Annotated in this window: 23 protein-coding genes; 17 read left to right on the top strand and 6 right to left on the bottom strand. The window is 50.8% G+C overall.

What is annotated here, in order from left to right; all coding sequences use genetic code 11:
• Positions 1-3: 3 nt before the first annotated feature.
• Complete coding sequence (locus tag EV294_RS10285; RefSeq protein ID WP_132306419.1) at positions 4-930, top strand: ABC transporter permease; 927 nt, start codon at positions 4-6, stop codon at positions 928-930.
• A 56-nt stretch (positions 931-986) separates the two neighbouring features.
• Here the strand turns inward: EV294_RS10285 and EV294_RS10280 are convergent, their stop codons facing one another.
• The 3 genes from EV294_RS10280 to EV294_RS10270 are packed head-to-tail and all read right to left on the bottom strand — an operon-like array spanning position 987 to position 3,614.
• The gene (locus EV294_RS10280; protein WP_207918125.1) at positions 987-1,832 is read right to left on the bottom strand and encodes an ABC transporter permease; all 846 of its coding nucleotides are present in this window, start codon (positions 1,830-1,832) and stop codon (positions 987-989) included.
• Entirely contained in the window at positions 1,816-2,619 is an 804-nt protein-coding gene (locus EV294_RS10275; protein ID WP_132306417.1) for an ABC transporter permease, read from the bottom strand. Before EV294_RS10275 ends, EV294_RS10280 begins: the two co-directional genes overlap by 17 nt.
• Positions 2,616-3,614: an ABC transporter ATP-binding protein gene (locus EV294_RS10270; RefSeq protein WP_132306415.1), complete on the bottom strand. Its 999-nt coding sequence runs from the start codon at positions 3,612-3,614 to the stop codon at positions 2,616-2,618. Before EV294_RS10270 ends, EV294_RS10275 begins: the two co-directional genes overlap by 4 nt.
• Positions 3,615-3,941: 327 nt before the next feature.
• Between EV294_RS10270 and EV294_RS10265 the strand changes: the two genes are divergently transcribed.
• From EV294_RS10265 to EV294_RS10250, 4 genes are all read left to right on the top strand, one after another.
• Positions 3,942-4,859 carry an EamA family transporter gene (locus tag EV294_RS10265; RefSeq protein WP_132306413.1) on the top strand — a complete coding sequence of 306 codons (918 nt, stop codon included), beginning with the start codon at positions 3,942-3,944 and terminating at the stop codon, positions 4,857-4,859.
• A 186-nt stretch (positions 4,860-5,045) separates the two neighbouring features.
• Positions 5,046-5,387: a hypothetical protein gene (locus EV294_RS10260; protein ID WP_207918124.1), complete on the top strand. Its 342-nt coding sequence runs from the start codon at positions 5,046-5,048 to the stop codon at positions 5,385-5,387.
• Entirely contained in the window at positions 5,384-7,138 is a 1,755-nt protein-coding gene (locus EV294_RS10255) for an ABC transporter ATP-binding protein (RefSeq protein ID WP_132306411.1), read from the top strand. Before EV294_RS10260 ends, EV294_RS10255 begins: the two co-directional genes overlap by 4 nt.
• On the top strand, positions 7,122-8,975 hold the full coding sequence (locus tag EV294_RS10250) for an ABC transporter ATP-binding protein (RefSeq protein WP_132306409.1): 1,854 nt from the start codon (positions 7,122-7,124) through the stop codon (positions 8,973-8,975). Before EV294_RS10255 ends, EV294_RS10250 begins: the two co-directional genes overlap by 17 nt.
• Before the next feature lie 50 nt (positions 8,976-9,025).
• On the opposite strand, the gene EV294_RS10245 is transcribed toward EV294_RS10250, so the two are convergent.
• Positions 9,026-10,126 carry a glycoside hydrolase family 88/105 protein gene (locus tag EV294_RS10245; RefSeq protein ID WP_132306407.1) on the bottom strand — a complete coding sequence of 367 codons (1,101 nt, stop codon included), beginning with the start codon at positions 10,124-10,126 and terminating at the stop codon, positions 9,026-9,028.
• A gap of 148 nt (positions 10,127-10,274) precedes the next feature.
• Here EV294_RS10245 and EV294_RS10240 point away from each other — a divergent pair, with 148 nt between their 5' ends.
• From EV294_RS10240 to EV294_RS10215, 6 genes are all read left to right on the top strand, one after another.
• On the top strand, positions 10,275-11,105 hold the full coding sequence (locus EV294_RS10240; RefSeq protein WP_132306405.1) for an AraC family transcriptional regulator: 831 nt from the start codon (positions 10,275-10,277) through the stop codon (positions 11,103-11,105).
• A gap of 96 nt (positions 11,106-11,201) precedes the next feature.
• Entirely contained in the window at positions 11,202-11,696 is a 495-nt protein-coding gene (locus EV294_RS10235) for a DUF2798 domain-containing protein (RefSeq protein ID WP_207918123.1), read from the top strand.
• A 140-nt stretch (positions 11,697-11,836) separates the two neighbouring features.
• Positions 11,837-12,775, top strand: coding sequence for a hypothetical protein (locus EV294_RS10230; RefSeq protein ID WP_132306403.1), 939 nt, complete (start codon positions 11,837-11,839; stop codon positions 12,773-12,775).
• A gap of 237 nt (positions 12,776-13,012) precedes the next feature.
• Positions 13,013-14,467, top strand: a complete 1,455-nt coding sequence (locus EV294_RS10225) for an ABC transporter substrate-binding protein (RefSeq protein WP_132306401.1) — start codon at positions 13,013-13,015, stop codon at positions 14,465-14,467.
• An 85-nt stretch (positions 14,468-14,552) separates the two neighbouring features.
• The gene (locus tag EV294_RS10220; protein ID WP_132306399.1) at positions 14,553-15,443 is read left to right on the top strand and encodes a carbohydrate ABC transporter permease; all 891 of its coding nucleotides are present in this window, start codon (positions 14,553-14,555) and stop codon (positions 15,441-15,443) included.
• A gap of 21 nt (positions 15,444-15,464) precedes the next feature.
• On the top strand, positions 15,465-16,298 hold the full coding sequence (locus EV294_RS10215; protein ID WP_132306397.1) for a carbohydrate ABC transporter permease: 834 nt from the start codon (positions 15,465-15,467) through the stop codon (positions 16,296-16,298).
• Positions 16,299-16,397: 99 nt separating this feature from the next.
• Here the strand turns inward: EV294_RS10215 and EV294_RS10210 are convergent, their stop codons facing one another.
• A complete protein-coding gene (locus EV294_RS10210) occupies positions 16,398-17,048 on the bottom strand; it encodes an SIMPL domain-containing protein (RefSeq protein ID WP_132306395.1) in 651 nt (216 codons plus the stop codon).
• Between the two features lie 331 nt (positions 17,049-17,379).
• Between EV294_RS10210 and EV294_RS10205 the strand changes: the two genes are divergently transcribed.
• Genes EV294_RS10205 through EV294_RS10185 form a run of 5 tightly spaced genes read left to right on the top strand, consistent with a single transcriptional unit; the run spans position 17,380 to position 20,549 of the window.
• Positions 17,380-17,583, top strand: a complete 204-nt coding sequence (locus EV294_RS10205; protein WP_243711610.1) for a hypothetical protein — start codon at positions 17,380-17,382, stop codon at positions 17,581-17,583.
• Between the two features lie 20 nt (positions 17,584-17,603).
• Complete coding sequence (locus tag EV294_RS10200) at positions 17,604-18,305, top strand: hypothetical protein (protein ID WP_132306391.1); 702 nt, start codon at positions 17,604-17,606, stop codon at positions 18,303-18,305.
• A complete protein-coding gene (locus EV294_RS10195) occupies positions 18,302-19,513 on the top strand; it encodes a glutathionylspermidine synthase family protein (protein ID WP_132306389.1) in 1,212 nt (403 codons plus the stop codon). The genes EV294_RS10200 and EV294_RS10195 overlap by 4 nt, the downstream gene beginning before the upstream one ends.
• Complete coding sequence (locus EV294_RS10190) at positions 19,510-20,160, top strand: hypothetical protein (protein WP_132306387.1); 651 nt, start codon at positions 19,510-19,512, stop codon at positions 20,158-20,160. Before EV294_RS10195 ends, EV294_RS10190 begins: the two co-directional genes overlap by 4 nt.
• A complete protein-coding gene (locus EV294_RS10185; protein WP_132306385.1) occupies positions 20,157-20,549 on the top strand; it encodes a DUF350 domain-containing protein in 393 nt (130 codons plus the stop codon). Before EV294_RS10190 ends, EV294_RS10185 begins: the two co-directional genes overlap by 4 nt.
• Before the next feature lie 31 nt (positions 20,550-20,580).
• On the opposite strand, the gene EV294_RS10180 is transcribed toward EV294_RS10185, so the two are convergent.
• Positions 20,581-21,264: a hypothetical protein gene (locus EV294_RS10180; RefSeq protein WP_243711609.1), complete on the bottom strand. Its 684-nt coding sequence runs from the start codon at positions 21,262-21,264 to the stop codon at positions 20,581-20,583.
• Positions 21,265-21,628: 364 nt separating this feature from the next.
• On the opposite strand from EV294_RS10180, the gene EV294_RS10175 reads away from it, so the two are divergent.
• The gene (locus EV294_RS10175; RefSeq protein WP_132306383.1) at positions 21,629-24,697 is read left to right on the top strand and encodes a galactose-binding domain-containing protein; all 3,069 of its coding nucleotides are present in this window, start codon (positions 21,629-21,631) and stop codon (positions 24,695-24,697) included.
• Positions 24,698-25,034: the final 337 nt, after the last annotated feature.

The raw sequence follows: 25,034 nt of genomic DNA, 5'->3' as shown, positions 1-25,034 counted from the left end.
CTAGTGCTTAACGAAAATATGAAAATCTACAGAAGGACGCGAACCTGGATCCTTATCGGGCTTATGGCTGCCTTTGTCCTATTCGGCAACATCATGATGTGGCATGACGGGAAGGACGCGCAAGGCGAAGGCTGGAGAGCCGAGCTGAAGCAAGAGAAGCAAATGTGGAGCGATCATTTAAAAAGCTCTGACCTGAATGAAGGGAACCGTACTTATTATGAGGATAGGATTGCCGTCATCGACTATCATCTTGAGCATAATATCCGGACGACAAAAGGAACGATTTGGGATGGGATTAATGAGTCGGCGAATCTAGGGATATTGATCACTCTATTCACCATCATCATTGCAGGAGATATCGTAGCCAGCGAATTCGCAACCGGAACCATTAAGCTATTGCTCATACGCCCGGCCAGCCGAATTAGAATCCTCGTCTCCAAGTATATCTCTATCCTGCTGTTCAGCATGGTCCTGCTGCTTACTTTGTTCGTCCTATCCGTCGTGCTGAACGGCATTCTGTATGGCTTTCACGATATGGATTTGCCCTTGGTAAGCATAAAGGATGGACATACCGCCGAAAAAAATATGTTTCTTCATCTCTGGGAAACGTACATGCTCAATGGCGTGTCCACAATTATGTACGTCACGATAGCGTTTATGATCTCGTCGGCTTTCCGCAGCAGCGCGATGTCTATCGGATTTTCCATCGGAATTCTGTTTGCGGGCAATATATTGCTAGAGGTGCTGCAACGTTATCAGTGGAGCAAATACTTGTTATTCGCCAATACGGATCTGACGCAGTATTTGGAGGGAAGACCGTTTCAGGACGGAATGACGCTGTCCTTCTCCATTGGCGTGCTTGTTGTCTACTTCCTGGCGTTTAATCTGGTATCCTGGCTGATGTTCACGCGAAGAGACGTGGCAGCTTAAAGCAAAAAGATCGAACCCCGCTTGTTCTGGGGTTCGATCTTTTTGCTTTAACTAGGTTACCGCCGTAACCCCATCATATTGCCGGATGTATATCTTCGTAAGCCTCGGTAAAAGAGCAGGATCCCTCCGGCGGTCAATAAGGCTGTCATGCCTAATGCTCCGTACAAGAAGGGGAGGTCCATCTCGCGAATGAACGATACCGGCATGCTGCTGATGAAGCCGGCAGGAATAACGGTGAACAAGACAAGCCGGCCGAATCCTTTGAATATAGCCGTGGGGTAAGTGGCAAAGACGAGCAGCGCGTTAAACAGCTGAAAGCTTAATCCTTCCGTATTGCCAAGCCAGAACGAAAGACAGCCGGCAATCACGCAGAAGAAAATAAAGATCATGCCGGAAATTAGCAGGGCTGCCGTAAATTTAACGATTCCAACCGGCGAGACGTCGCCAAACCCTATAAAGATGAATACGGCAAATAGCAGATCGCCGATCGCGCTCACCGACATTCGGCTGATGAGGACGTTCAGAAGCACCGGCTTAGGCTGAGCCAGGTAGACGTCCAGCTGCCCGGTAGCAATCAGATTGGCAAGCCGGGTTGCGTTGCCGAAGAAAACGGACATGATTCCGAATCCGCCCGACGCTGCCGCCCACATCATCATCACATCCTGAAGCGTCCAGCCATTGAGGACCGGGAAGCGTTTGAAGTACATGCCCCAGAATATAATCCAGACGATATTATTTACGATCATGGATCCAACCGTCAGAAGGAAGCTGAACCGGAATTCCATGGCACCTGCCAGGTTAAGCCTCCAGCTTGCCGACGTGAACCGAAGCAGGCGCTTAAGCCTGCCCGGCTGGTCATGTTCGGATATGCCCGTATACGACTTGTCATCCGCCATTAACATTGAGCTTCCGCACCCCCATCCGGTATAACAGCCATACCATCACTCCAATAAGGACAACCCACAGCCACTGCACGGCAAGGGCTCGAGAGATCTGATCAAGATGCATGCCAACCGCCGTACGGGCCGGAAAATAAACGACGGTCTGAAAAGGCAGCCAGTGACCGATTCGCTGCAGGCTCTCCGGAAACAGCTCTAACGGCATCAGCATCCCGCCTATGGTAAACAAAATTTTGTTATACACGAATTCGAGCCCGCGAGTTTCCTCCACCCAAAAAGCGCTAAGGGCAACAAGCATGCCGAGCATAAAGTTTACGGTGAAGCCGCCAAGCGCCATGATCGGAAGCCAGGCGAGGCCAATGCCTGCAGGCAAAGGACCGACAAGCAGCAAGCCAATCGCAGAGCCTAGTATCAGATTGATGACATAACGGATAGCTACCTCGCTCATATATTCGGCATAATGGAAAGCAAGGAAGCTGATCGGCCGGATGAGCTTAAAGGCAACGTCGCCGCTTTTCACTTCCTCTTCGATCCGTGTGCTGAGGCTTGGAGTTGCGAGCACCATGGATTCGGTAAAGACGAGATACCACATCATCTGCTTAAAGCTATAGCCGTTAATCGTTGCGGTTCCTTCTCCCGCAAACGTCGTTTGCCATAACTGCATGAAAATATATAAGATCAGCAGCAAAAACACGGATCGGATCAGAAAATCAACCACGTAGGCCAGCTGGCTGCGCAGCGTAATTTTACCGATAAACACATATTTCGCCGGCTTCGTTAAGCTGATCATCCCGCCGCCTCCTTTGCCTGAAACGTCCCGTACATCCTTGTAATAATATCCTCCATCGGCGGATCCTGAACGGTCATATCGACGATGCGGTGGCCCGCCATCAAGGCGGACAGAACGGATTCGATCGTTGTAAGTCCGGTGTCCACGCTAAGCGTCAAGCGCGATCCATCCCGGCTCAGCACCTCAACGCCTTCCAGCGCCATAGGCCCCGGATCGTCCTCCAGCAGGAGCTGAACCGTCTTATGCGTCAGGAACTGCTGCTTCATGAAGTCGACCCGTCCGTCAAATACGAGTCCTCCATGATTAATCACAATCGCGCGGTCGCATAGCTTCTCGACATCGCCGGCGTCATGCGAAGTAAGAAAGATCGTCGTGCCTTCTTCGCGGTTCATCTCCAGAATCAGCTCCCGGATCCGTTGCTTGACGACTGCGTCCAGCCCAATCGTCGGCTCGTCGAGGAACAAGGCTTGCGGACGGTGAAGGAGAGAAGCGGCTATCTCGCAGCGCATCCGTTCACCGAGGGACAACTTCCTAACGGGCGTATGCAAGTAAGGGCCAAGCTCGAAGCGCTCGATCAGATCGTCGCGACGCGCCTTGTATTCCTCCCGGCGGAGCTCGTAAATCCGGCTCATCAGCTCGAACGTATCCAGCGGCGGGAGATGGTACCACAGCTGCGACTTCTGTCCGAATACGGAGCCGATGCGGTAAGCCAGCTTTGCCCGTTCCGTCCACGGACAACAGCCCAGCACTTCCGCTTTTCCGGAGGTTGGATGAAGAATGCCGGTCAACATTTTGATCGTTGTTGATTTGCCCGCTCCGTTGGGCCCGAGGAAAGCGACCGTCTCTCCTTGCTCGGCGGAGAACGTAATGCCTTCAACCGCGGCTTTATCCGTATAATGCGGCTTAATCAACGACTTGAGACTGCCCGCAAATCCGGCTTGCTTTTTCTTGACTTGAAATGTCTTCTCCAATTGTTCAACCTCAATCGACCTCACGTTACACACCCCTTTGTTTGTTTCCTGCAAAAAAAGGAAAGACCTCCGCAAAGTCTCGCCCTAGTCTTGCAGGCGGAACTTTCCGAAGGTCTTTTATTCCTCACGGTGTAGCTTGGCGTCTACCCGCGCAAGCCGGCTTCGCTTGGTTCGCCATCCTGATGGAGTCGGATCCCTAGAAGCCCTTCCGAAAAACGTTTTCCACATATTAACATGATACGTTAGGTCTGGCAACAGCTTTTTGCTTGCGAAATTTTATCCTGCGAGAGCATTGCCACGCCGCGGATTCCTGACTAAGATTAGAAGAATGGGAAGGGGATCGTTTACGTCATGTGGATTGTATTTGCAGGGCTTGCTGCCCTATGTTTCGGATTGAGGGGGATATTATACCACTATACGAGCCAGCTTCCGTTAAGCCGGACCGTGCTGCTATGCGGCGCGTTCTCGATGGGGGCTATCATTTGCGGCGTAACGGCACTGTTGTCCGGTCAGCCTTGGACGTCCGCCGCTCTTGTCGGCATTCAGATGGGCGTGTTCTCGTTTGTGGCGAATGCCAGCATGTTCAAGGGCTTTGCCGTCGGCAAAGCCTCGCTCGTCGCGATCATTACGGCACTTCCGGCCGTACTGGTTGTGATAGGCGCGTACGTGATGTGGGGAGAGGCGCTGAAGTATACCCAGCTGGCTGCTTTTGTTGTTATTGTGGCGGGGATATTGCTTGTGCGTTATTCGAATGATTTGTCGCTGAAAAATCTTCAAGGCGCGCAGTGGGGGCTTCTGTCTCTCGTCATGTTCGCCTGCAATGACCTGTCCGGCTCCTGGTCTACCAAGCTTGAGGCGCCGTTGTTTCCTACGCTGTTCTTTATGTTTGCCTCCGGCTCCCTTTGCTACGGCATTTGGTGGCTGAAGGACCGGCTGGCCGGCAGGAGATACAGCCTGGCTGCGGCAACAGCCGAAGCAACCGTGTCAGCTGCCGCCGAGGATGGCCGGGATCCGGGCATAAGGTGGAGCGAACGCCGTACCTTCTTGACCGGGATGCTGGTTGGCACTACCAACGCGGCAGGCATGATGATGATTGTAACGGCCTTTGATCATGGCAAAGCAGGGCTTGTGTCCGCAGTCACCGCTTTGAATGTGCTCATCGTTCTTCTCTATACCCGGTTTGTGGTGAAAGAGAGCTTCACGCGGCTTGAAATAACCGGGATGGCATGCGCGTTTGGCGGCATACTGTTCTTGCGGTTAATCGCTTAAGGAAATAAACGGCTAAGCGCCATCCGGGATTTCAAACCTGGATGGCGCTTTTTTTGCGCTTGCAGCGAATCGATTGTTAATTATTTGAAAATTATAACTTGACAGTCTTTTGGGATGCGTATACATTTGTATACATAAAGAGATGTGTATACGAACGTATACATTAAATAAAGGAGGCATAGACATATGCGTAACGGGCAAGGTCACCGAGGCAGGCATCCCTTCAAGGAGGAGTGCAAGAATCGGGACGGGGGCAAGGCGCAAACGTTCCGGCGGGGAAGAGCGCTTGCTTTTCTGGAGAAGCTTACGATTACCCGCGCAACACTGCAGCGTCAGCTGGATGATCCGGCTTTCGAAGCGATTAAACCGGTGATCAGCGGCGAATTGAAGGCGACGGAAGCCATTATGGAAGAGTTTATTCACGTATTTCAGCTGCACGAGCTGCCCGAGGAAGACATTCCTTCCGTAGAAGCAACGGCTGGGGAAGAGAGCAGCTCCGAATCCACTAATGGAAGTGATGAGTCTTGAAATCAGAAGGCGTGTTAAAACCGTATTTCAGGCAGACCTGGCCCATTTATCTCGGATCGTTCACCCTTCATGCGGCAGCCAGTATCGTATTCGCTTATTTTCCGAAGGTGCTTGGGGACTTTACGGATAAGCTGAAGGGGGGAGCGCTTGGTACCCAGGATGTTGCGCATTTCAGCTTGTTGCTTGTTCTGATTGGAGCGGGATACGCCCTGCTGGGAGGATACGGTCAATACCTGGTCATGTATGTCGGACGGTTGTTCGAATACATGACCCGTCGTCGTCTATTTACTCATTTTTCCGGTCTTAGCGAGCATTACTATTCGAAGAACGGCGTCGGCAAAATGCTCAACTACTTCATGAACGACGTAACCGGCGTCCGGGAATCCATCTCCATGGGCATCAACCAGACGGCTATGGCCTCCATGCTGCTCGTCTCCTGCGTCGGGGCGATGATTCTTAGCGACATTCCGCTCTATCTCATCGCTGCTTCCGTGGGGCCGCTTATCTTCATTCCTTGGATCGTCATCAAGATTGGCCCGGTTATCCGTCAACGTTCCCGCAAAGTGCAGGAGGCGCTTGGCACAATGACGGAGTCGGCGGAGGAACAGTTTGGCGGCATTCGCGTAACGAAGAAGTTCGCGGTGGAGCCGATTATGGTTGAGCGGTTTGGCGCCAAGGTCGATCGGATCAAGACTAACCAGCTGTCGCTTGTACGGATCAGCTCGCTGTTCCAGGCAACGGTCCCTTTTCTTGGCAATCTGTCACTCATTGTATCCCTAGCCTACGGCGGTTACTTAACGATAAAAGGCGATATATCGATTGGTAATTTCGTTGCGCTGACGCTGTACGTACGGATGCTGATGAACCCGCTGCAGCAAATTGGCAACGTTATCAATACGGTTCAGCGGTCGCGCGCATCCTTGCAGCGGCTTAACGAATTAATCGCGGTTCAGCCGGATATTGTGGAGACCGATCATGCGACAACGATTGATCTCTCGGCAAGTCCGATTCGAATACAGGATCTGACCTTTACTTATCCCGGAGCTTCACAGCCTTCGCTGCAGCATATCGATCTTGTTATTCAACCCGGGATGACGCTTGGCATTGTAGGGCGTACGGGCAGCGGCAAAACAACGCTCGTCAAGCAGCTGCTCCGGGTGTATGATCCGCCGGCGGATGCGATCCGCATCGGTTCTGCGGATATACGGGAGGTCACGCTTGAGAGCCTGCGCACGCAGATTGCTTATGTCCCGCAGGACGGCTTCCTGTTCAGCACCACGATTGGCGAGAATATTGCTTTTGCGCGGCGGCAGGCCGGTCAGGGCGAGATTCATGCGGCTGCCAAGCAAGCGCGGATTTACGACAATATTGCCGAGTTCCCCGAAGGCTTCGGGACGAAGCTGGGAGAGAGGGGCGTCACGTTATCCGGCGGGCAGCGCCAGCGAACAAGCCTGGCGCGCGGCTTTATCATGCGGGCGCCTCTCATGATACTAGATGACAGCGTCAGCGCCGTTGACGCGGTAACCGAATCCGAGATTGTGCACACGATCCAGCAGGAGCGTCAAGGAAAAACAACCATTATTATCGCGCACCGGCTCAGCGCTTTGAAGCATGCGGATCTCATCATCGTGTTGGATGAAGGGAAGATTGTTCAGCGGGGCAAGCACGAGGAGCTGCTTGCGAAACCTGGACCTTACGCCGAGCTCCATGCGATTCAAGAGGAGGGAAGCCAATATGCCGACAGCCGTTAACAACTGGCAGATGGACCAGAAGGCCGGCAATGGCAAGCAGCCTAAGCCGCAGTACAAGTCCGCTTTTCGCATACTGAAGTCTTATATCAGCCCGCACCGGAAGACGTTTACGCTGGTGGCCATCTGTACGATTATCGCGATTGCCTCCGAGCTGTTCCAGCCTTACCTGGTAAAAATCGCGATCGACGATAACCTGATGGTGGGCAAGAACGATTACGGCAGCTTGATTGCGATTTGCGCGATTTATCTCGGCCTGTCCCTGTCAAGCTTGTTGTTTACGTATTTGCAAAATAACCTGCTGCAGGATGCCGGCCAGAGCATCGTAGCCCGCATCCGGAAACAGCTGTTTGAGCATATTACCAAGCTGTCGATGTCCTACTTCGATAAAACGTCCGGCGGCAGCCTCATTACGCATGTTTCGAGCGATACCGAGGCGGTTAACCAGTTTTTCAACCAGGTATTGCTGACCCTGCTGAGAGATGGATTAACGCTGGTGTCCATTCTGGTGATGATGTTTTATCTGGATACGACGCTAGGGCTGTACTGTCTGCTTTTGCTGCCGATTATCGCGCTTATCGCCATTGGTTTCCGGTCCTTCATGCGCACGACGTATCAGATGGCAAGGACGCGCTTATCCCGCCTTGTAGCGTTTGTTGCGGAGAATCTGGCGGGCATGAGCCTCATTCAAGTCTTCCATCAGCAAAAGGCGCAAGGCGACTTGTACAAGGAGCGGAACGAGGATTATTTCAAGGCGAATGTCCGCGAGATCCGCACGGCGGTTACCTTTAACCGGACCTTTGATTTACTCGGCAACCTTACCATTGCTTTTGTGGTCTGGACCGGAGGGAAGGCCGTGCTTGGGCATACGATGGAATTTGGCGTATTGTACGCTTTTATCACGTATATCCGGCAGTTCTTCCAGCCGATCAACGCCATCACCCAGCAGTGGAATACGCTGCAGTCCGCTACGGTAGCGGTCAACCGGATATGGGGCGTTCTTGACGTCGAGCCCGATATTAAAGACACGGCCAAGCCGGTCAAAATAAACCATGACGCCGTGCAGGGACGCGTGGATTATAATAACATCTCGTTCAGCTACGGGAACGGCACTCCGATCTTCCGCGGACTTGATCTTCATATCCATCCCGGCGAAATGGTCGGAATCGTCGGGACGACCGGCGCGGGCAAAAGCTCGCTCATGAGCCTGTTATGCCGGTTCTATGACGTGAACGAAGGCAGCGTTCAGATTGACGGGAACGATGTCCGGGATATCCCGCAGGCGGAGCTTCACCGGATTGTTGGCTTGGTTCAGCAGGAGCCTTATCTGTACGCCGGAAGCATTATCGACAACGTCCGGATGTTCGACGAGTCGATCTCCCGGGAGGACGTCATCCGCGCCTGCGAATTTGTCGGAGCGGATCAGCTGATTAACCGTATGCCGGGCGGCTACGAGACGAAGCTGTCCGAACGGGGCAGCGGATTATCCGCCGGCGAGCGGCAGCTGATCTCTTTTGCCCGGATTATCGTGTTCCGTCCAAAGATTCTGATTCTCGACGAAGCGACGGCTAACCTCGATTCCCAGACCGAGCAGCTCATTCAACGCGCGCTGCAGGTTGTGTCCGAGGGACGGACGACGATCGTGATCGCCCATCGCTTGTCCACCATTATGCACGCGGACCGGATTATCGTGCTCAGTCGCGGAACCATTGTTGAGTCGGGCACTCATGCCGAGCTGATAGAGAAGCAAGGCGTGTACGAGGAGCTGTACCGGCACTCGCAAGGCGAAGCCGCCGCTTCCTCGGAAGTGACCACGCCGGAAGTGCAGACGATACCTTAGGCTGTGAATAAAAAAAGCTGAAGCCTCTTTGGAGGGCTTCAGCTTTTTTTTTACTCGTTTGCTTGACGAGCCAAGCTCATCTCTACGCACATCAGGATAAAAGCGCCTGCGCCGTGCAGATCGTTCTCGCTTGTTGGCCGGGCGATGTAGTGGGCGTAATCGCCAATACCCGTGCCGATGCAGATTTGGCCGATAACGACATGGCCGTTGTCGTCAAGCTTCAGCGTGTCAATGACTCCTTGGTAGCCTTTCCATGCGTATTCCAAATATTTAGGATCCAGATAGCCGAATCGCACGGCTTTGGCAATGGCATGCACGTAAAGGGCCGTGCAGGAACTTTCAAGCCAGTTGTCCGGCAAATCGCCTTTATCCACCACCTGATACCATAAGCCGGTAGCCGTATCCTGGTATTTGATGAGCGAGATTAGCAGATCCTGCAGAATAGCGACAAGCGCTTCTTTATCCTTGTGATCCTCCGGCAGGTGCTCGAACATTTCAAGCAGGGCAACCGGATACCAGCCAATCGCGCGTCCCCAGAATTCGGGAGCAAGACCGGTCTCCGGATCGGCCCAGGATGCTTCCTTGGTCTCGTCCCAGCCATGATACAGGAGTCCGGTAACCGGGTCCTTTGTATGCTTTTCCATCAGGATTGCCTGGTAGGTCATCAAATCAAAATAATCGCTGTCCCCAAACGTCTTGCCGTACTGGACGGCAATCGGCCCGGCCATGTACAATCCGTCAAGCCACATCTGATTCGGATAATGCTCCTTATGCCAGAAGCCGCCGGAAGGATTTGTTTTCCACGATTTGATCAGCGGCACAAGATATTGCAAAGCTTTCTTGTACCGCTCGTCTCCGGTCTGCTCATACAGATTGTATAGGAGAACGCCCGGCTGAATGTCGTCAAGCTCATCCGGCTTATGCTTCTTGATGCGGCCATCCTCCAGCACCTGGCTGTCGACCCAGCGTTTCAGATACTCATAGTACTTCGGATTTTGCGTTTCCTTCCAGCATTTCTCCATCCCCGATAAAAAGACGCCCTGATGATAATGGAACCGGTCCGGCGGCAGCTGCTCCGGCTCGAATCTGGCCATTAATGCCTCGCAGGCTTTCTCTGCCCATTGGATGGGGGAAAGTACGGTTTTGATCATTTGCATAAGCCTCCTTCTTGTTCATAGGTTTATGCTAGCACGAGGAAATGTACATTTTTTGCAGAAATGAATGAATTCTTCTTATATCTTGCTGTAAATTGACCGAGGCGTATAATGATAGAAAAGGAAGCTGGAGGGGAGGCGGACGATGGGAGATTTCCAATACGATAACGGAGAGGGATCCATCTCGGTTTCATACCGCAAAGCCCGGAGCCATAATATGCCCGCCAGCCATTTCCACAGCACGTATGAAATCTTCTGCCTCATGTCCGGGAAGCGGGAGTTTTTTATTAAAGACCGGACCCTGGTTGTTCAAGAAGGGGATATGGTTATCATCTCGCCGAATATCCTGCATCGGACAACGAATACGGAAACGCCGGAGCATGAACGGCTTATTGTCAATATTCACGAAAAGCATATGGCTGCGGGGAGCTATATGGATGTCCTGCATCCGTTATTCGAGAAGGAGTATCTGATTGTTAAATGCCCGCTCCAGGACCGGTTAGCCATTGAAACTATTCTGCAAACGATGATTGCGGAAATGTCGGAGAAAAAGCCCGGCTTTGAGTTGTACGCGTTGACGCTCACCTTGCAGATGCTAATGATTTGCTGCCGGCATGTGAAGTCGAGCAGCGTGGAGATCCTTGAATCGCCAAGCCCGATGCATGAGCGTATTTCGGAGGTTGCGCGGTACATAAACAGCCATTACAGGAATGAGCTGTCGCTTCATATGCTGGCGGAGAGGTTCTACGTAAGCCCTTATTATTTGAGCCGATTTTTCAAGGAAGCTACGGGCTTTACGTTTGTGGAATACCTGAACAGCGTCAGAATCAAGGAAGCGAAAAAGCTGCTGGAGCAATCCTCCATGAAGGTTAATCTGATTGCGAAGCGGGTCGGATTCGGCAGCGTGACGCATTTCGGACGAGTGTTTAAATCGGTTACCGGACATCCTCCCCTGCATTATAGAAAAGGGAAGTAGGGCTATGCGGGGGCTTTTTTCATCCGTAAATGTTCACAAACTTGTCACTTATGAAGAGGGTATCCAAATCTCTATAATGACAGGAGAACAGAAAGGATGATGATGGTGCCGACGAATAAGAGAGACGAGTTTTATTTTGGAGTAATGATGGTGACGGGGATGGCGCTGGTCATGATTACGTATAATCTGATGCGTAATCACTTGTTCGGAACGCTTTCTCCGGGAGAATTGATCCTGCAATATGTTTTAGGGTTTATCGTTGCGTTTGCGGTCGAGATGTTTGTTGTAGGACCTCTTGCCAAAAAAGCCGCATTCGCGATGCCTTACGATAAATCGAAGAAATTGTACGTGATTTTGGCGCTTGCTTTCTGTATGGTAACGGGCATGGTGCTGAGCATGTCGTTGTACGGCTTGATCAGCTCATCTTTGTCCGGCAGCTTGGGAGACGGATCCTTAATCGTGCATTATTTGACGATTGTTTTTCACAATTATATTCTGGCCTTCCCGCTTCAATTGATTGTCATGGGACCGCTGGTGCGTTTCCTGTTCGGCAAGTACGTTGCTAAACATTCAGTGAAACTGGCCGCTTAATAGAAATCCGTGAGCATCCTAAGGGATGCTGCACGGTGTTTTTTTATCCTGTTAGAAATTTATGGTAGAGTAGGGTGAGAGGCGGAATGGATGAACCGTTATTAGGATGATAGAGAGGGTGAAGCGGAGTGCCGAGTTCAATGAAGGAATGGAATGAAGAGTTAGAGGAGCGAAGAGAAAAGGCTTCCGAGAAAGCGTATTTGGACCGCAGGCATGAACAATTGCAGCGGTTGCTTCGGAACGCAGCCAATCAAATTACGAATCTATCTGCCGAATTCAAAAGAGAACAAGAGGACGTTAACAAGCTCGAACGAAAATCCTGGATGAATTTAATAACCAGTATAATGGGGAATAAGGAAGAACGGCTCGAGAAGGAGAAGCAGGAAGCCCTTGCTGCTGCTCTTAAGCTGCAGGAGGCCTGTACGGCAAGCGAAAAGCTGGAGCGGGAGTTGGATGAGGTAACGGCAAAGCTGGCTGCGGTGCAGGATGCATCGGATCTTTATAACCGGACTCTTCTGCAAAAGGAGCAATATATGCGCAGCTCCGCGCCGGAGGCTTCTTCCGAGCTATCCAAGCTGGATGAGCAATTGTTCCGGGAGCAGGCGGAAGCGAAGGAGCTGCGCGAAGCGGCATCTGCCTGCAGAAAATTGGTTGAGGCCTTAAGCAGCGCAAGCGAGAAGCTGGATTCCGCCAAGGATTGGGGAACGCACGACATGTTTGGCGGAGGATTAATCAGCACCTCCATCAAGCATTCACGAATAGACGACGCGCAGGATTATATTCATGAAGCCCAGTACCATCTTCGCCAGCTTCAGACGGAGCTGAAGGATCTGAAACGTACGGCGGATCTATACGTCGGAGTAGGCGCTATGGACAAATTCGCTGACTTTTTCTTTGACAGTTTCATTACGGACTGGATCGTTCAAGGCCAAATCAAATCTTCCATTAGCGAAGTCGAGTCCCAGTTATCGGAAGCTACAGGCCTGCTTGTTGGCTTGGATAACGAGGTGAGAGCGTCCGAAGGCAGGCAGCAATCGATCAGGCAGCGGAGATCCGCATTTATTGAGCTATATTCTTAAATACTATAATTAATCCAGAGTTCCGGGCGACACGTACCGGAGTTCTTTTTTTCGTGCCAAGGCGCGCCATTAATTGAAGCGATTTTTAGAAGTCATTTAAATAGAGTTTTCTGTCGCAATCTTATAGTCAAATCTTCCGATTTTCATCGAATAAAGGAGGAGGTAGATAAATATCTATGAACTATAACCGCATGGAAGCGCTTAACCCGGGTGGTTGACTAATAGGGAGGGATTACGATGGCTCGCGGTAAAAGATTCTGGTCGATTTCCACATCGCTTGTTCTGTGTTCAACCTTGCTGTTTGCCTGTTCGAATAACGCGAACAACACAAACACGCCAAGCAACAGTCCAAGCACTTCGGCTGACACAGGCACGAAAGAGACGAATGCCGGTTCAACAAACGACGGGGGCACAACGGGAAATACGGAGAAAAAGGTCATTACGATTACTTATCGCGATGACGGCATTGGCGAGCAAGGCGTCATGTACAAATGGATTCAAGAGCTCGCGGCGAATTTTCCGGACAAAAGCATAGAGATTAAGGCTACTCCGATTCAGGCGTCCGAAGGGGACTATTTCGCCAAGATTGCTCTCGCGCTCAAGTCGAAGGATACCGCGCCGGATATCGTAACGGAGGATACGTTTATTCTGAATTCCGATGCCAGCGCGGGATATCTGACGCCGCTGGACGATAAGGTAAGCGCATGGGAAGACTGGACGAACGGCTCCTTCATCGAAGCGCTGAAAAAAGGCGTAACGGCGAGCGACGGCAAGGTGTACGGGGTTCCTTACAATACGGATTCCAGGGGTCTCTGGTATAACAAAGAGCTCTTCAAGAAAGCGGGCTTGCCGGAAGAATGGGCTCCTAAGAACTGGGATGAAGTTCTTGACGCGGCCAGAACCATTAAGAGCAAGCTGCCTGATGTCGTGCCAATCTGGATGAACATGGGCAAAGCAACCGGCGAAGCAACGTCCATGCAGACTTACGAAATGCTTCTCTACGGCACAGGCGAGAGACTTTACGATAACGACACCGGCAAATGGATTACGAAGAGCCAAGGCATTAACGATGCGCTTACGTTTATCCAAACGATAAACAAAGAAAAGCTTGGACCGCCGCTTTCGAAGGTATTGAACGGTCAAGCGGGCAATACGGCTACCCGTGAATACTTGCCGCAAGGGAAGCTTGCGATCTCGCTCGACGGCTCCTGGATTACCGGCAACTATCTGGAAGGCGGCGCCGCTCCGTGGCCGGAATACAAGGATGTCCTCGGCTTCGCGCCAATGCCGACCAGCAAAGGCCAGGCACCAGGCTCCATCACGCTTGCGGGCGGCTGGGCCTTATCGATCCCGGCGAACGCGCAGCATAAAGACGAGGCATGGGATGTTATTAAATTCGCTCTTAACAAAGAAAATTCGAAAAAGCTGGTAATCGCATCGGGCAATATTACCGTTCGCGCGGACGTGGGTTCGGATCCGGAATATACCCAAATGCCGTTTAACCAAATCGCAACCGATTATCTGAAAAACGCCGAGTTCCGCCCGGCGCAGGATAAGTATCCGGAAGTATCGACGCAAATTCAGACAATGGTTGAATCCGTTGCATCCGGTACATCGCCGCAGGATGCCGCAAGCAAATACGCGCAGGATGTGACTCGTATCGTAGGCGCGGATAAGACGTTAGAAAAATAATAGAAAACGGCTTGCTCAAGCACTTCCACAAGATGCAGCTGCTTGAGCAAGTCTTCTTTTCTGAAGGCGGAGGAGGTAGACGAGAATGAGCAGTATGGCCTTAAATGGCATGGTTAAGCGAAAGCGGACATGGACGTGGCTGTATTTTTTGCTGCCCTCCGTGGCCATTATGCTTGTGTTTTTTATTTATCCGATTCTGCTGACCGTATTCTATTCCTTCACCAACCTGGCTTTAACCGGAGAGGCGGCCAAGAATCTGAATTTTGTCGGCCTGGATAACTATTCGCGCATGTTCGAGGATCCTACGGTTCGGACGAGTATATGGAATACGCTCGTATTCCTGATTGGCTCGGCCGTAATCGGCCAGCAGGTCTTGGGGTTCCTGATTGCGCTGCTGATGAAAAACAAGAATAAATGGTTTCGGAGAATTATTGGCACCATCGTATTGGCAGGCTGGGTTACGCCTGAAATCGTGTGCGCGTTATGCTTGTACAGCTTTTTCGCCGATGAAGGAACGCTTAACGCGATTATAACCTCATTCGGCTTCACCGAAGTCACATGGCTGTACACGGTACCTATGATTACGATTATTCTGGCGAATATTTGGCATGGGACAGCCTTCTCGATGCTCGTATTCCAGGCTGCGCTCGATGATGTGCCGAGCGAAATCGAAGAGGCTGCCATTGTGGACGGCGCTTCGAAATGGCAGGTGCTGACGAGAGTCACGATCCCGTATATCAAGGACTCGATCACAACAAACGCGATGCTTGTTACGCTGCAGACGTTAGGCGTATTTGGTCTGATCTACGCGATGACGGGCGGGGGACCGGGTACGTCGACAACCACGCTGCCGATCTTCATGTATAATCAGGCTTTCGTCAATTACCAGCTTGGTTACGGCACGGCTATTTCCTTATTGCTGCTGTTCATCGGCATTATCCTAAGCTTGTTCTATATCCGCTCAATGAAAGAGTAAACGGACAAGGAGAACAATTGTATGAGTGCAAAACAACGCAAATGGATCTATCAGCTGCTGCCCTACACCATATTGACGGTCATTGGGATTTGCTTTCTGCTTCCGCTCTTATGGGTGCTTGTAGCCTCCGTGGACACAAACGCGCTGCAGTCTCTTAAGACGCCTACCCATCTGACGGGGAATAACTATATCGATGTGCTCACCAACAAGGAAAATCAGCGTGCCTTTCTGATCGGCCTCTTAATGTCCGGCAGCCAAGCGGTATTGGTTGTTATACTCGGACTTCTGGCGGCTTATCCGTTGTCGCGTTATCAACTTAGATACAAGAAGCCTTTTATGCTGACGATCCTGTTTATGACTTCCTTGCCGATTACGGCCGTAATGGTACCGGTGTATCAGTTGTTTCTAACCTTGAAGCTGTACAACAATATTTTTGGCGTCATTCTTTTCTTTGTTGCTTCGGCGATGCCTTACGGCATATGGATGCTCAAAAACTTCATGGATTCCGTGCCCTCCGAGCTGGAAGAAGCGGCATGGATCGATGGAGCCTCCGTGTTTGTCGGCATTAGGAGGGTCGTTGCCCCGCTGATGATTCCCGGCATCTGCACGGTTGCGATCTTTACCTTTTCCGGCAGCTGGGGCAATTTCTTCGTGCCGTATATCCTGCTTCAATCGCCGGAGAATTTCCCGGCCTCGCTCAAGATCTACCAGTTCTTCGGGCAGTACGGCATGGCGGATTACGGTAAATTAGCCGCTTTCTCGGTTATGTATGCCATCCCGTCGGTCGTTCTGTATATTTTGTCCCAGCGCTTTATGTCCAAAGGGTTCAGCATGCAGGGCGGAATGAAGGGGTAGGAAAGTCCTTCGCTAGATGAAGCGTGTGAGCGGATGAAGAAGATTTATTAAATACGATAATCACGGCGGTGCGTACAAAGTGCGCGCCGCCGTTTTTTCTCAGCCGTACACGTACCAGACTCTTACGGATGCTTTGAACGTTAAGGTTCCGGGTTCGATGGTGGTGCCGGCATCGCCGGCGGGAACCGAAGCGGCTTTGAACATAATCGGCTCGAATCGGTTAACGGGCGACTCCGTAACCTTGCAAGGGACGGAAGAGAGGGAGACGCCAAGCGTAGCGGCAATCGCAAGCGCCTTCGCCTCGGCATCGCGAACGGCCTGCGTTAATGCCTTACGCCGGGCTTCGTCTGCGTGGGTGGATTGGAAGGTTACATCGGATACCATATTGGCTCCTTGAGCAACCGCAGCGTCAATGATACGCCCCGCATCCTTCGCCCCGTCTATGGTAATCCGCAGCAGATGCACCGCTCGATAGCCCCGAAAAATTTGTTTTCCGTCTACGAAATCATATTGCGGTTCAATCGAATATTGGGCGGTGGAGATGCTCTCCCGCGGCACGCCAAGAGCTAGCATGGCTTGAATAACGGCATCAATGATCTTGGCCTGATCGGTTTGAAGCGTTCCCAGGCTATCGCTTTCACCGGATACCCCAAGAGTTACGATCGTTTGGTCGGGTACGGCTGTTGCCGCTCCTTCTCCCGTAACCTCGATTGTAAAATCACAACAGGCCTGTGCTTGTTCCTTCATCATTAAACGCCCTCCGTCTCTAAGCAATCTCTCATACCCTATTAACGTTTTTTCATCTGGAGATGTTTCGGATTTTTTAGGATGATTTAGAACTAAACAACAATTCCAAATAGAGGAAATAGTAAAATCGGACTATTATTTTCCCAAATATTTCATGATACAATGCGGAAGTCATTCCTATTTTAAGCGGACACGGCTAGTAGAGGACGATCATGTTTAAAGTGATCGTGCTTTTTTTGTTTTAGAGGTAAATATTTTGCTTCCAAAAAATTGAAACGTCCATTTGCGATCGTCGTATACATTGAACATCCAACTGAAAGGGGCACAAAAACGGATGAGGGTAGTCCTGTTTGTAAAAGATTCGGAGCAGGGGTTAAGGCAAATGGATGAGCGGGAGTGGGATGCCGCCATGATTGCCACGCTTGAACATGTCAACTATTTGACCGTCCATGGCGAGGAGTACCAGACACTGGAAGGCAAGCTGAACCTGGACGCCGGCCAGCTGGAGCTCCTGGTTGTCAAGATGAATAACAAATAGAAGGGAAGAGGGGATTTGATATGCAAGAAAGAAAAAAAACGGATTCGTTAAAAGCCATTAAAGAAGGGATTCCTCTGAAGGTTCTCTCCACTTCGCTTGGTATCGCTTTGCTGGCGAATTTGGCCGCGGTACCGGCTCATGCCGGAACAACAAGCTCGGCTGAATCCCCAACCCCAAGCCCAACGGTAACCAGCGCAACATCCGGTCCCAAGCTGGTGGAATGGTCAAGCGAGGCCGTGAAGCGTTATTATGACCCAGCCGTTGACTGGAATCTGCCGCTGCCGTCGGATAAAGAGCTGGACAAAGCAGCCGCGCAAGAGAGTCCGCAAGTGACGGCCGGCGGAAGTTCCGGCGGCACTACAACGATTGTTCATCAATCGTCGGGCTTTGGCTGGGATGACCTGATGCTGTATCACCTGCTGTTCAACAACGGCAGTTCTTATTCATCGCAAACCTGGGCATCTTCCCATCGTTCATATTATTATGGCAGCACCCGTCCTTATGAGCCCAAAAGCTATTCCAACGGGAAATTCCAGAATAAACCGGTTGTGGGTTCAACGGTATCACCGCCTAAGACCTCCAATTCCACGGGCTCGGTAACGCGTCGTTCGACTTCGTCCACCCCTGGCGGCATTGGCGGCAAATCCAGCGGATTCAGTTCCTCTTCAAGCTCCTCCAGCTCGCACTCCAGCTCGATTTCTTCGGGAGGATTCGGAGGATGACAACAACAACGGAGGTATTCACGGTTATCGGAGAACCGGATGCTGACCGGGCTCGCAAGGTTGAGATCCTGAAGGAAATGGGATTTGCCTGGGCGGATCTGGAGTCGGAAACCTACTGGATTGATCAGGTAGTGGGGATGGACCGGGAAATTTACGAAGAACTTGATCGGGCTTCAAGGGAGCTTTGGCTGATTCTGGACAAAACCGCGCGCTACATACACGGCAAACATGATTTATATCAGCTGATCGGCATCCCGACGATATTATGGGATTTAATCGATCTGCTGCCGATGCCCGATAAGGGGGTAATCAGCCGATACGCTAGATTTGATTATGCCGTTTCGCCTGACGGGAGCATAAAGATGCTGGAGTTAAACGCGGATACGCCTACCGGCTATGTGGAAGCGTCCATTGCAACGCCGTGGTTGTGCGAACAGGCCGGGATCGCGAACGTTAACGGGAGAATGAAGGAATTGGTCGCTTCCGCTTGGGGGATTGAGCAGCCGGATACGGTTGCGTGCGTCGCGTACGGATCGCATTTGGAGGATTCAGGGACAATAGAGGCATTAGCCAAGCATAGCGGGCTGGAACTCCAGCTGGAGGACTGCTTAAACCTGTGGGTGGATGACGGCATTTTGAAAAACGGGCAAGGAAAACCGATTCATAGAATGTTCGCTCTTTATCCGAAGGAATGGATGGCGCATGACGACGGAGGAGAAGCGTTGGCTTACGCGGCAGAGAAAGGTTACCTGCACCTGTTCAATTCCGTTCATAGCATCCTTCTTCAATCGAAAGGCCTGCAGGCAGCCGCATGGGGATTATACGAACTGGGCGTATTATTTGATAGTCAAGAACGCGAAACCATCGAGCGGTATATGCTGCCGACCTACAATAAACCCGTATTCGACGGGGATTTCGTATCCAAATCGATGTTTGGGCGCGAAGGCGGTTCCGTCAAGATGTTTGATCAATCGGGCGAACTGGAGCTGGAGGACCAAGAGGCGTTTGATACTAGCGAGTTATTTCCCGTCGTGTATCAAAAAAGAACACGGCTGTCCCGCATTCATACCGCCGCCGGGGAGCTGCACCTGTTGGTTGGCATGTTTATGATCAACGGAGAGACAGCCGGACTCCTCGGACGCGCAGGTGGGCCGATTACCGGCAATTCAAGTCATTTTATCCCGATTGGAGTGTTGGAAAACCAATGAAGAAATTCACGATCGTCGCTAGCGCGCTCATGCTATGCTCTATTCTCGGCTCATGCACGAACAATCCGGATTACGTGTATAGCACCAGTTCCTTTACGAATTCGCAGAATACGGCCGTTGCTTCTTCGGCCCCGGTTAATCCTGTAAGAAATGTGCCGTGGGATTATCGGGTCGTTGAAGAGGAGGTTGGCGATCTTGTCGGGAGCGACATGACTATCATTCCGGACAATACGCTCCTTCCTAATGATAATAATTATGCAACGGGAGATAAAGTGTGGATTCTGCAATACATGGACGCGATGTTAACGACGGACGATGACAGACGCAGCCAGATCAAGCTGTCCTCCTGGGATACGCTGAAATCTTTTAAGGACGAGAAGAGCGCTCTTGCTGACTTGGCCAGCTTAAAGGAATCGATTCAAACGGAAGTCGATTTGATTGGCGTATACAAGACGGAGAACGCCGGTAAAACGCGCGAGTTCGCCGTAATCACGCTGCCGTCCGGCAATGTCGTGAAGCAGCCGATCAGTGACGAGAAGTATGCGGCTCTAAAAACGAAATCCAAGGTTAAAGTAAATATCGAGCAGGTTCATTTGTATGATGACTATGATCAGGTATATTCGAAATTTCGGGGGTGGGCGCAATGACCGTTGTAATTAATCTCGTTGTAAGCGTAGTCGTCATCATTGTTTTGCAATTGGCCGGCATGCTGTTCTTTAGTTTAATGACGCCGTTTAATGACCTGGAGGAATTAAAGAAAGGGAATATGGCCGTTGGACTCGCGTTTGGCGGGAAGTTTTTGTCCACGGCATTCATTATTGGCGTTGCGGCTTACACGAATACGTCCATATGGAATATGATGTTGTGGTTTCTGGTGGGTTACTTCATTCTAGTGGCTTCTTATTGGATCTTCGAGCTAGTAACGCCGGGGCTCAAAATCTCGGAGCATCTGCAAAAGGGGAATATCGCGATTGGAGCGCTTCTATGCTTCGTATTTATAGGAACAAGCTTTGCGGTGAGCAGCTTGATTATTTAAAGAATGAGGCAAGGGGTCGTAACCCCCTGCCTCATTTTTGCTTGTACATGTTATTTTGAATGGACTTCAACTTCTCTAGGTGGGGCTTTAATTGGTTTAATAACGGGCTTTTCGGATATGGCGTCTGCTCTCGAAATGCCATCTCGGCTGCAACGTCTTTATACGCAGTTATGGTCTGGTCCAATGCGCGAAGCTCTGTCGCTAATGCAGATAAAGTCTTGCGTGTTTCGTCATTAATTAATTTCGGTTTTGTTTTCCAATAATTATAGCTAATGTTGTGAAGGGGAATCCATACATCCGCCTGAAAGGCTAGGATAAACATGTCTTTTTGTGTTTCCGTCGTCATAACCGTCTGATTAATGGAAATTTCGGGTACGGAATCCTTAGAAAAACCGTCGCTAAATTCAATGATGGTAAGCAGCTGCTCGTTAATAGCTTCAGCCTGGTCTTGCGCCTGGTAAATTAAGTTCTGGATTTTAGCCGGATCCTCGTCTTCCTTAGAAGCGCTTATTTTCTCTAACGTTTCGGCAAGCGGGATTGCAGATGATGCATGGGTCACGATGTAGATGTAACCGGAGTCATTTTTTTGTTGATATAGCGTTTTTAGATGGTTGTACTTATCTTCCCATTTATTATTTAAATGATTATAAGAAAAAGTACCGACGACTACTAGAATAATAAAAATGATGAAGCAATAACGCATAGGTTTTGACAAGAGCTAATTTTCCTTTCTGTCTGAGGCTCGTATGCCCGAATGTTCCATAATGGAAAATAACATGCGGTAAGCTTGATTACAAATGGAAAATAATTCGCGGGCGAAAGCCAGGTTTATCTGGATCTAAACGGACGGGAATAGAACCCTTTTCGGAAATAGCGAAAACCTAAATACCATCTACACGCAGAATTGGCGTATGGATGGTATTTTTCGGTTCTCCAGGTCACAATTTTTACCTTAGAAGTCACTGGCGTGGTAGTCCGGGACAAGGGGAGATTTCTACAATGGCTTATGGAGTCAGCCTACAAGGGAAGGAGGAGGCGTTCGTTAACGGTTCAGACCCTAAACTATTGGAGGTATTCTCATGCCCGGAAAGACAAGAAGCAGCAGGTTGTTCATTTACGTATTCACTCTGGCATTATTGATCAGTCAGTTGCCTTTCTCCGCGTTTGTGTCCGCTGCATCCGCCACCTATGAAGCCGAATCGGCGGCCCGTGCCGGAGGCGTGGTTATCGCAACCGACCATACAGGGTATACAGGTTCCGGCTTTGTTGGCGGTTATACCGATGCCAATAAAGGCAACGCGGCTACGACATTTACGGTAAATGCCAGCGCGGCAGGCAGCTATACGACTACCGCAAGATATTCAAACGGAACAGGCTCGGCGAAAACCTTAAGCTTGTATGTTAACGGCACGAAGCTGAAGCAAATCTCTCTGCCGGCAACATCTGACTGGAGCAGCTGGTCTACGCAGTCCGAAACGGTGTCTTTGAATTCGGGCAGCAACACGATTGCGTATAAATTCGAGACAACGGATTCCGGCAACGTGAATCTGGACAACATCGTCCTAAGCGATACTACCTCGGGCACCGCGCCATCCGGAACAAACTTGGCTCTGAACAAGTCAATTTCCTCTAACAACAACTATACCGGCTTTGGGGCCGCCAATGCCGTTGACGGTAACGCATCCACCTATTACGAGGGCGCAGCGAATTCGTATCCAAACACGCTTACCGTAGATCTCGGAAGCGCGCAAAGCGTGAATTCCGTTGTCCTCAAGCTTCCGGCTTCGTGGGGTACGAGAACACAGACTTTTTCCGTTGCGGCAAGCACCGATAACAATACCTTTACTACCGTTGCAGCTTCCGAAACGTACACGTTTAATCCGTCTTCCGGCAATACGGTTACGGTTTCTTTTGCAGCGTCATCCGCCAGATCTGTCAGAGTCAACTTTACGGCGAATTCCGGCGCTGCCGGCGGGCAGATTTCTGAGCTTGAGGTGTATGGAAGCGGAGGAACCGTAACTCCGCCCGATTCTCCGGCCGGGACCTATGAAGCAGAGGCTGCCGTATTGTCCGGCGGTGCATCCGTTGCAACGGATCACGCGGGGTACAGCGGAACCGGCTTTGCAGGCGGGTTTATCGATAGCAATAAAGGCAATGCTTCGGCAACCTTTCATGTAAACGTTACCAAAGCAGGCAGCTATACGGTTGCTTTAAAATATGCAAACGGTTCAACGGCAGCGCAAACGCTTAGCCTCTACGCGAATGGAATCAAAGCGACGCAGACTTCCCTTCCGGCAACGGCGAATTGGGATTCCTGGAGCACAAAAGCCGATACCGTAAATTTAAATGCGGGCACCAACACCATTATGTACAAATACGATACAACCGACACGGGCAATGTGAATATCGACAAAATCGACGTTGCGATTGTAGAGACGCCTCCGGTCACTCCTCCGCCATCCGGAACGTATGGGGCAACCATGCCTTATGACGCGTATGAGGCTGAATCCGTATCGTATACGGGAACGGTCATAGGACCAAACACGACCTTTGGCAGCCTAGCATCGGAAGCTTCCGGCCGCAAAGCCGTGCAGCTTACGGCAGCCGGTCAATACGTGCAGTTCACATTGGCGAAGGCGGCAAAAGGCGTAACGATCCGCTACTCCATCCCGGATAACGCGGCAGGAACAGGCATTGACTCGGCCATCAGCATGTACATTGGCGGCGCATTGTTCAAAGATATCAATCTGACGTCCAGATACAGCTGGAACTATGGGGCTTGGGGAACCGAGGGCGGGGAGATCCGCTGGTCGAATAACCCGAATGCCACGCCAACTACTCCGCATCATTTGTATGACGAAGTGTCGGTTGTGCTGAACCAGGAATACCCTGCGGGTACGGTTATCAAGCTGCAGCGGAATGCAACAAACCTGAACTTCACCTCGACGGCCAATGTCACCATCGATCTGTTCGAAACGGAAGCCATTCCGGCCGCGCTTACGATGCCGTCCAATTACGTATCCATTACCAGCTATGGCGCCGTAGCCAATGACGGTGCGGATGATACAACAGCCATTAACAATGCGATCAATGCGGTGAAAAATTCCGGCGGAACCTATAAAGGCGTATGGCTTCCAGCTGGTGCTTTTACCTTGAATAACGGGAATAAAGGCGCGGGGTATAACGGCAGCGGTACGAGGCTTTACCTGGACAGCGGCGTCTCGATGAAAGGCGCGGGTATCTGGTACTCGACTTTGTCCGGCAACTATGCGGGGCTGTACCTTCGCGGCGGCAACGTCACGATCTCCGACTTTAAAATCAGCGCGAACGATATCATTCGCGACGATTATAACGGCGTATCCGGCGTAGAAGGCAACGGAACGAATTCCACTTTGACGAACCTCTGGATCGAGCATACGAAGGTAGGCTTCTGGCTGACGAACCAGACGAATAACGCAACAATCTCGAATTCCAGAATCCGTGACGTATGGGCGGACGGACTGAATCTTCATTACGGAACATCCAATACAACGGTGACCAATAACTCGGTCCGCAACAGCGGTGACGACGGTCTGGCGATGTGGTCGGATACGTATTTGGATACGAATAATACGTTTAGCTACAATACGGTTCAAATTCCTACTCTCGCGAATAACATTGCCATTTACGGCGGCAAGGACAACAAGGTGATCGGCAACCTGCTGACCGATACGGTGGTTAACGGTTCGGGCATATCGTTTGGAACCAACTTTAATCCTCCTTCGATGACGGGAACGTTGACTGTGCAGAATAACGTACTCATTCGGACGGGTTCCTATCATAAGGATTACGGCTATCAAATCGGTGCGATCTGGGCATATTGGCTGAATAACACGGGCAAAGCCCAAAACCTGACGGTTACCGTATCCGGCAATACCATACAGGACAGCGTCTACAGCGGCATTTTTATTGAGGAGCCGGCTCCAAGCATTTCGGTCACGTATGCTTCAAACGCCATAACCAATTCGGGGACTTACGGGGTGTATATCCGGGGAACGGCAACCGGCAGCTCCGTCTTTAACAATAATACGGTCAGCGGCGCGCCGTCCGGTAAGTTTTCCAATACGTCAAGCAGCTTTACCGCAACGGGTTCAGGAAATAATTGGTGATCCATAGGCAGCGAAAAGAAACAGCCCGGCTGAAATGAATCGGGCTGTTTCTTTTTACCTTTATATTCCATTAAGAAATCATGAAACCATTTACATGGCTTTACGTATTGTTCACAAGCTTGGTTTTTAATTCAGCTAATGCTTACGAAGCATGAATCATCACGATGACCGAACAACGGTCATTCTGGTGATTATTCATTAAGCTAATGCTTACGAAGCATGAATCATCACGATGACCGGTCAACGGTCATTCTGGTGATTATTCATTAAGCTAATGCTTACGAAGCATGAATCATCACGATGACCGAACAACGGTCATTCTGGTGATTATTCATTT

Origin of the sequence: Paenibacillus sp. BK033, from assembly GCF_004345425.1 — a bacterium.
Lineage (GTDB): Bacteria > Bacillota > Bacilli > Paenibacillales > Paenibacillaceae > Pristimantibacillus.
The sequence above is the reverse complement of the archived record's forward strand: the minus strand, read 5'-3'. Positions and strand labels throughout refer to the sequence as shown.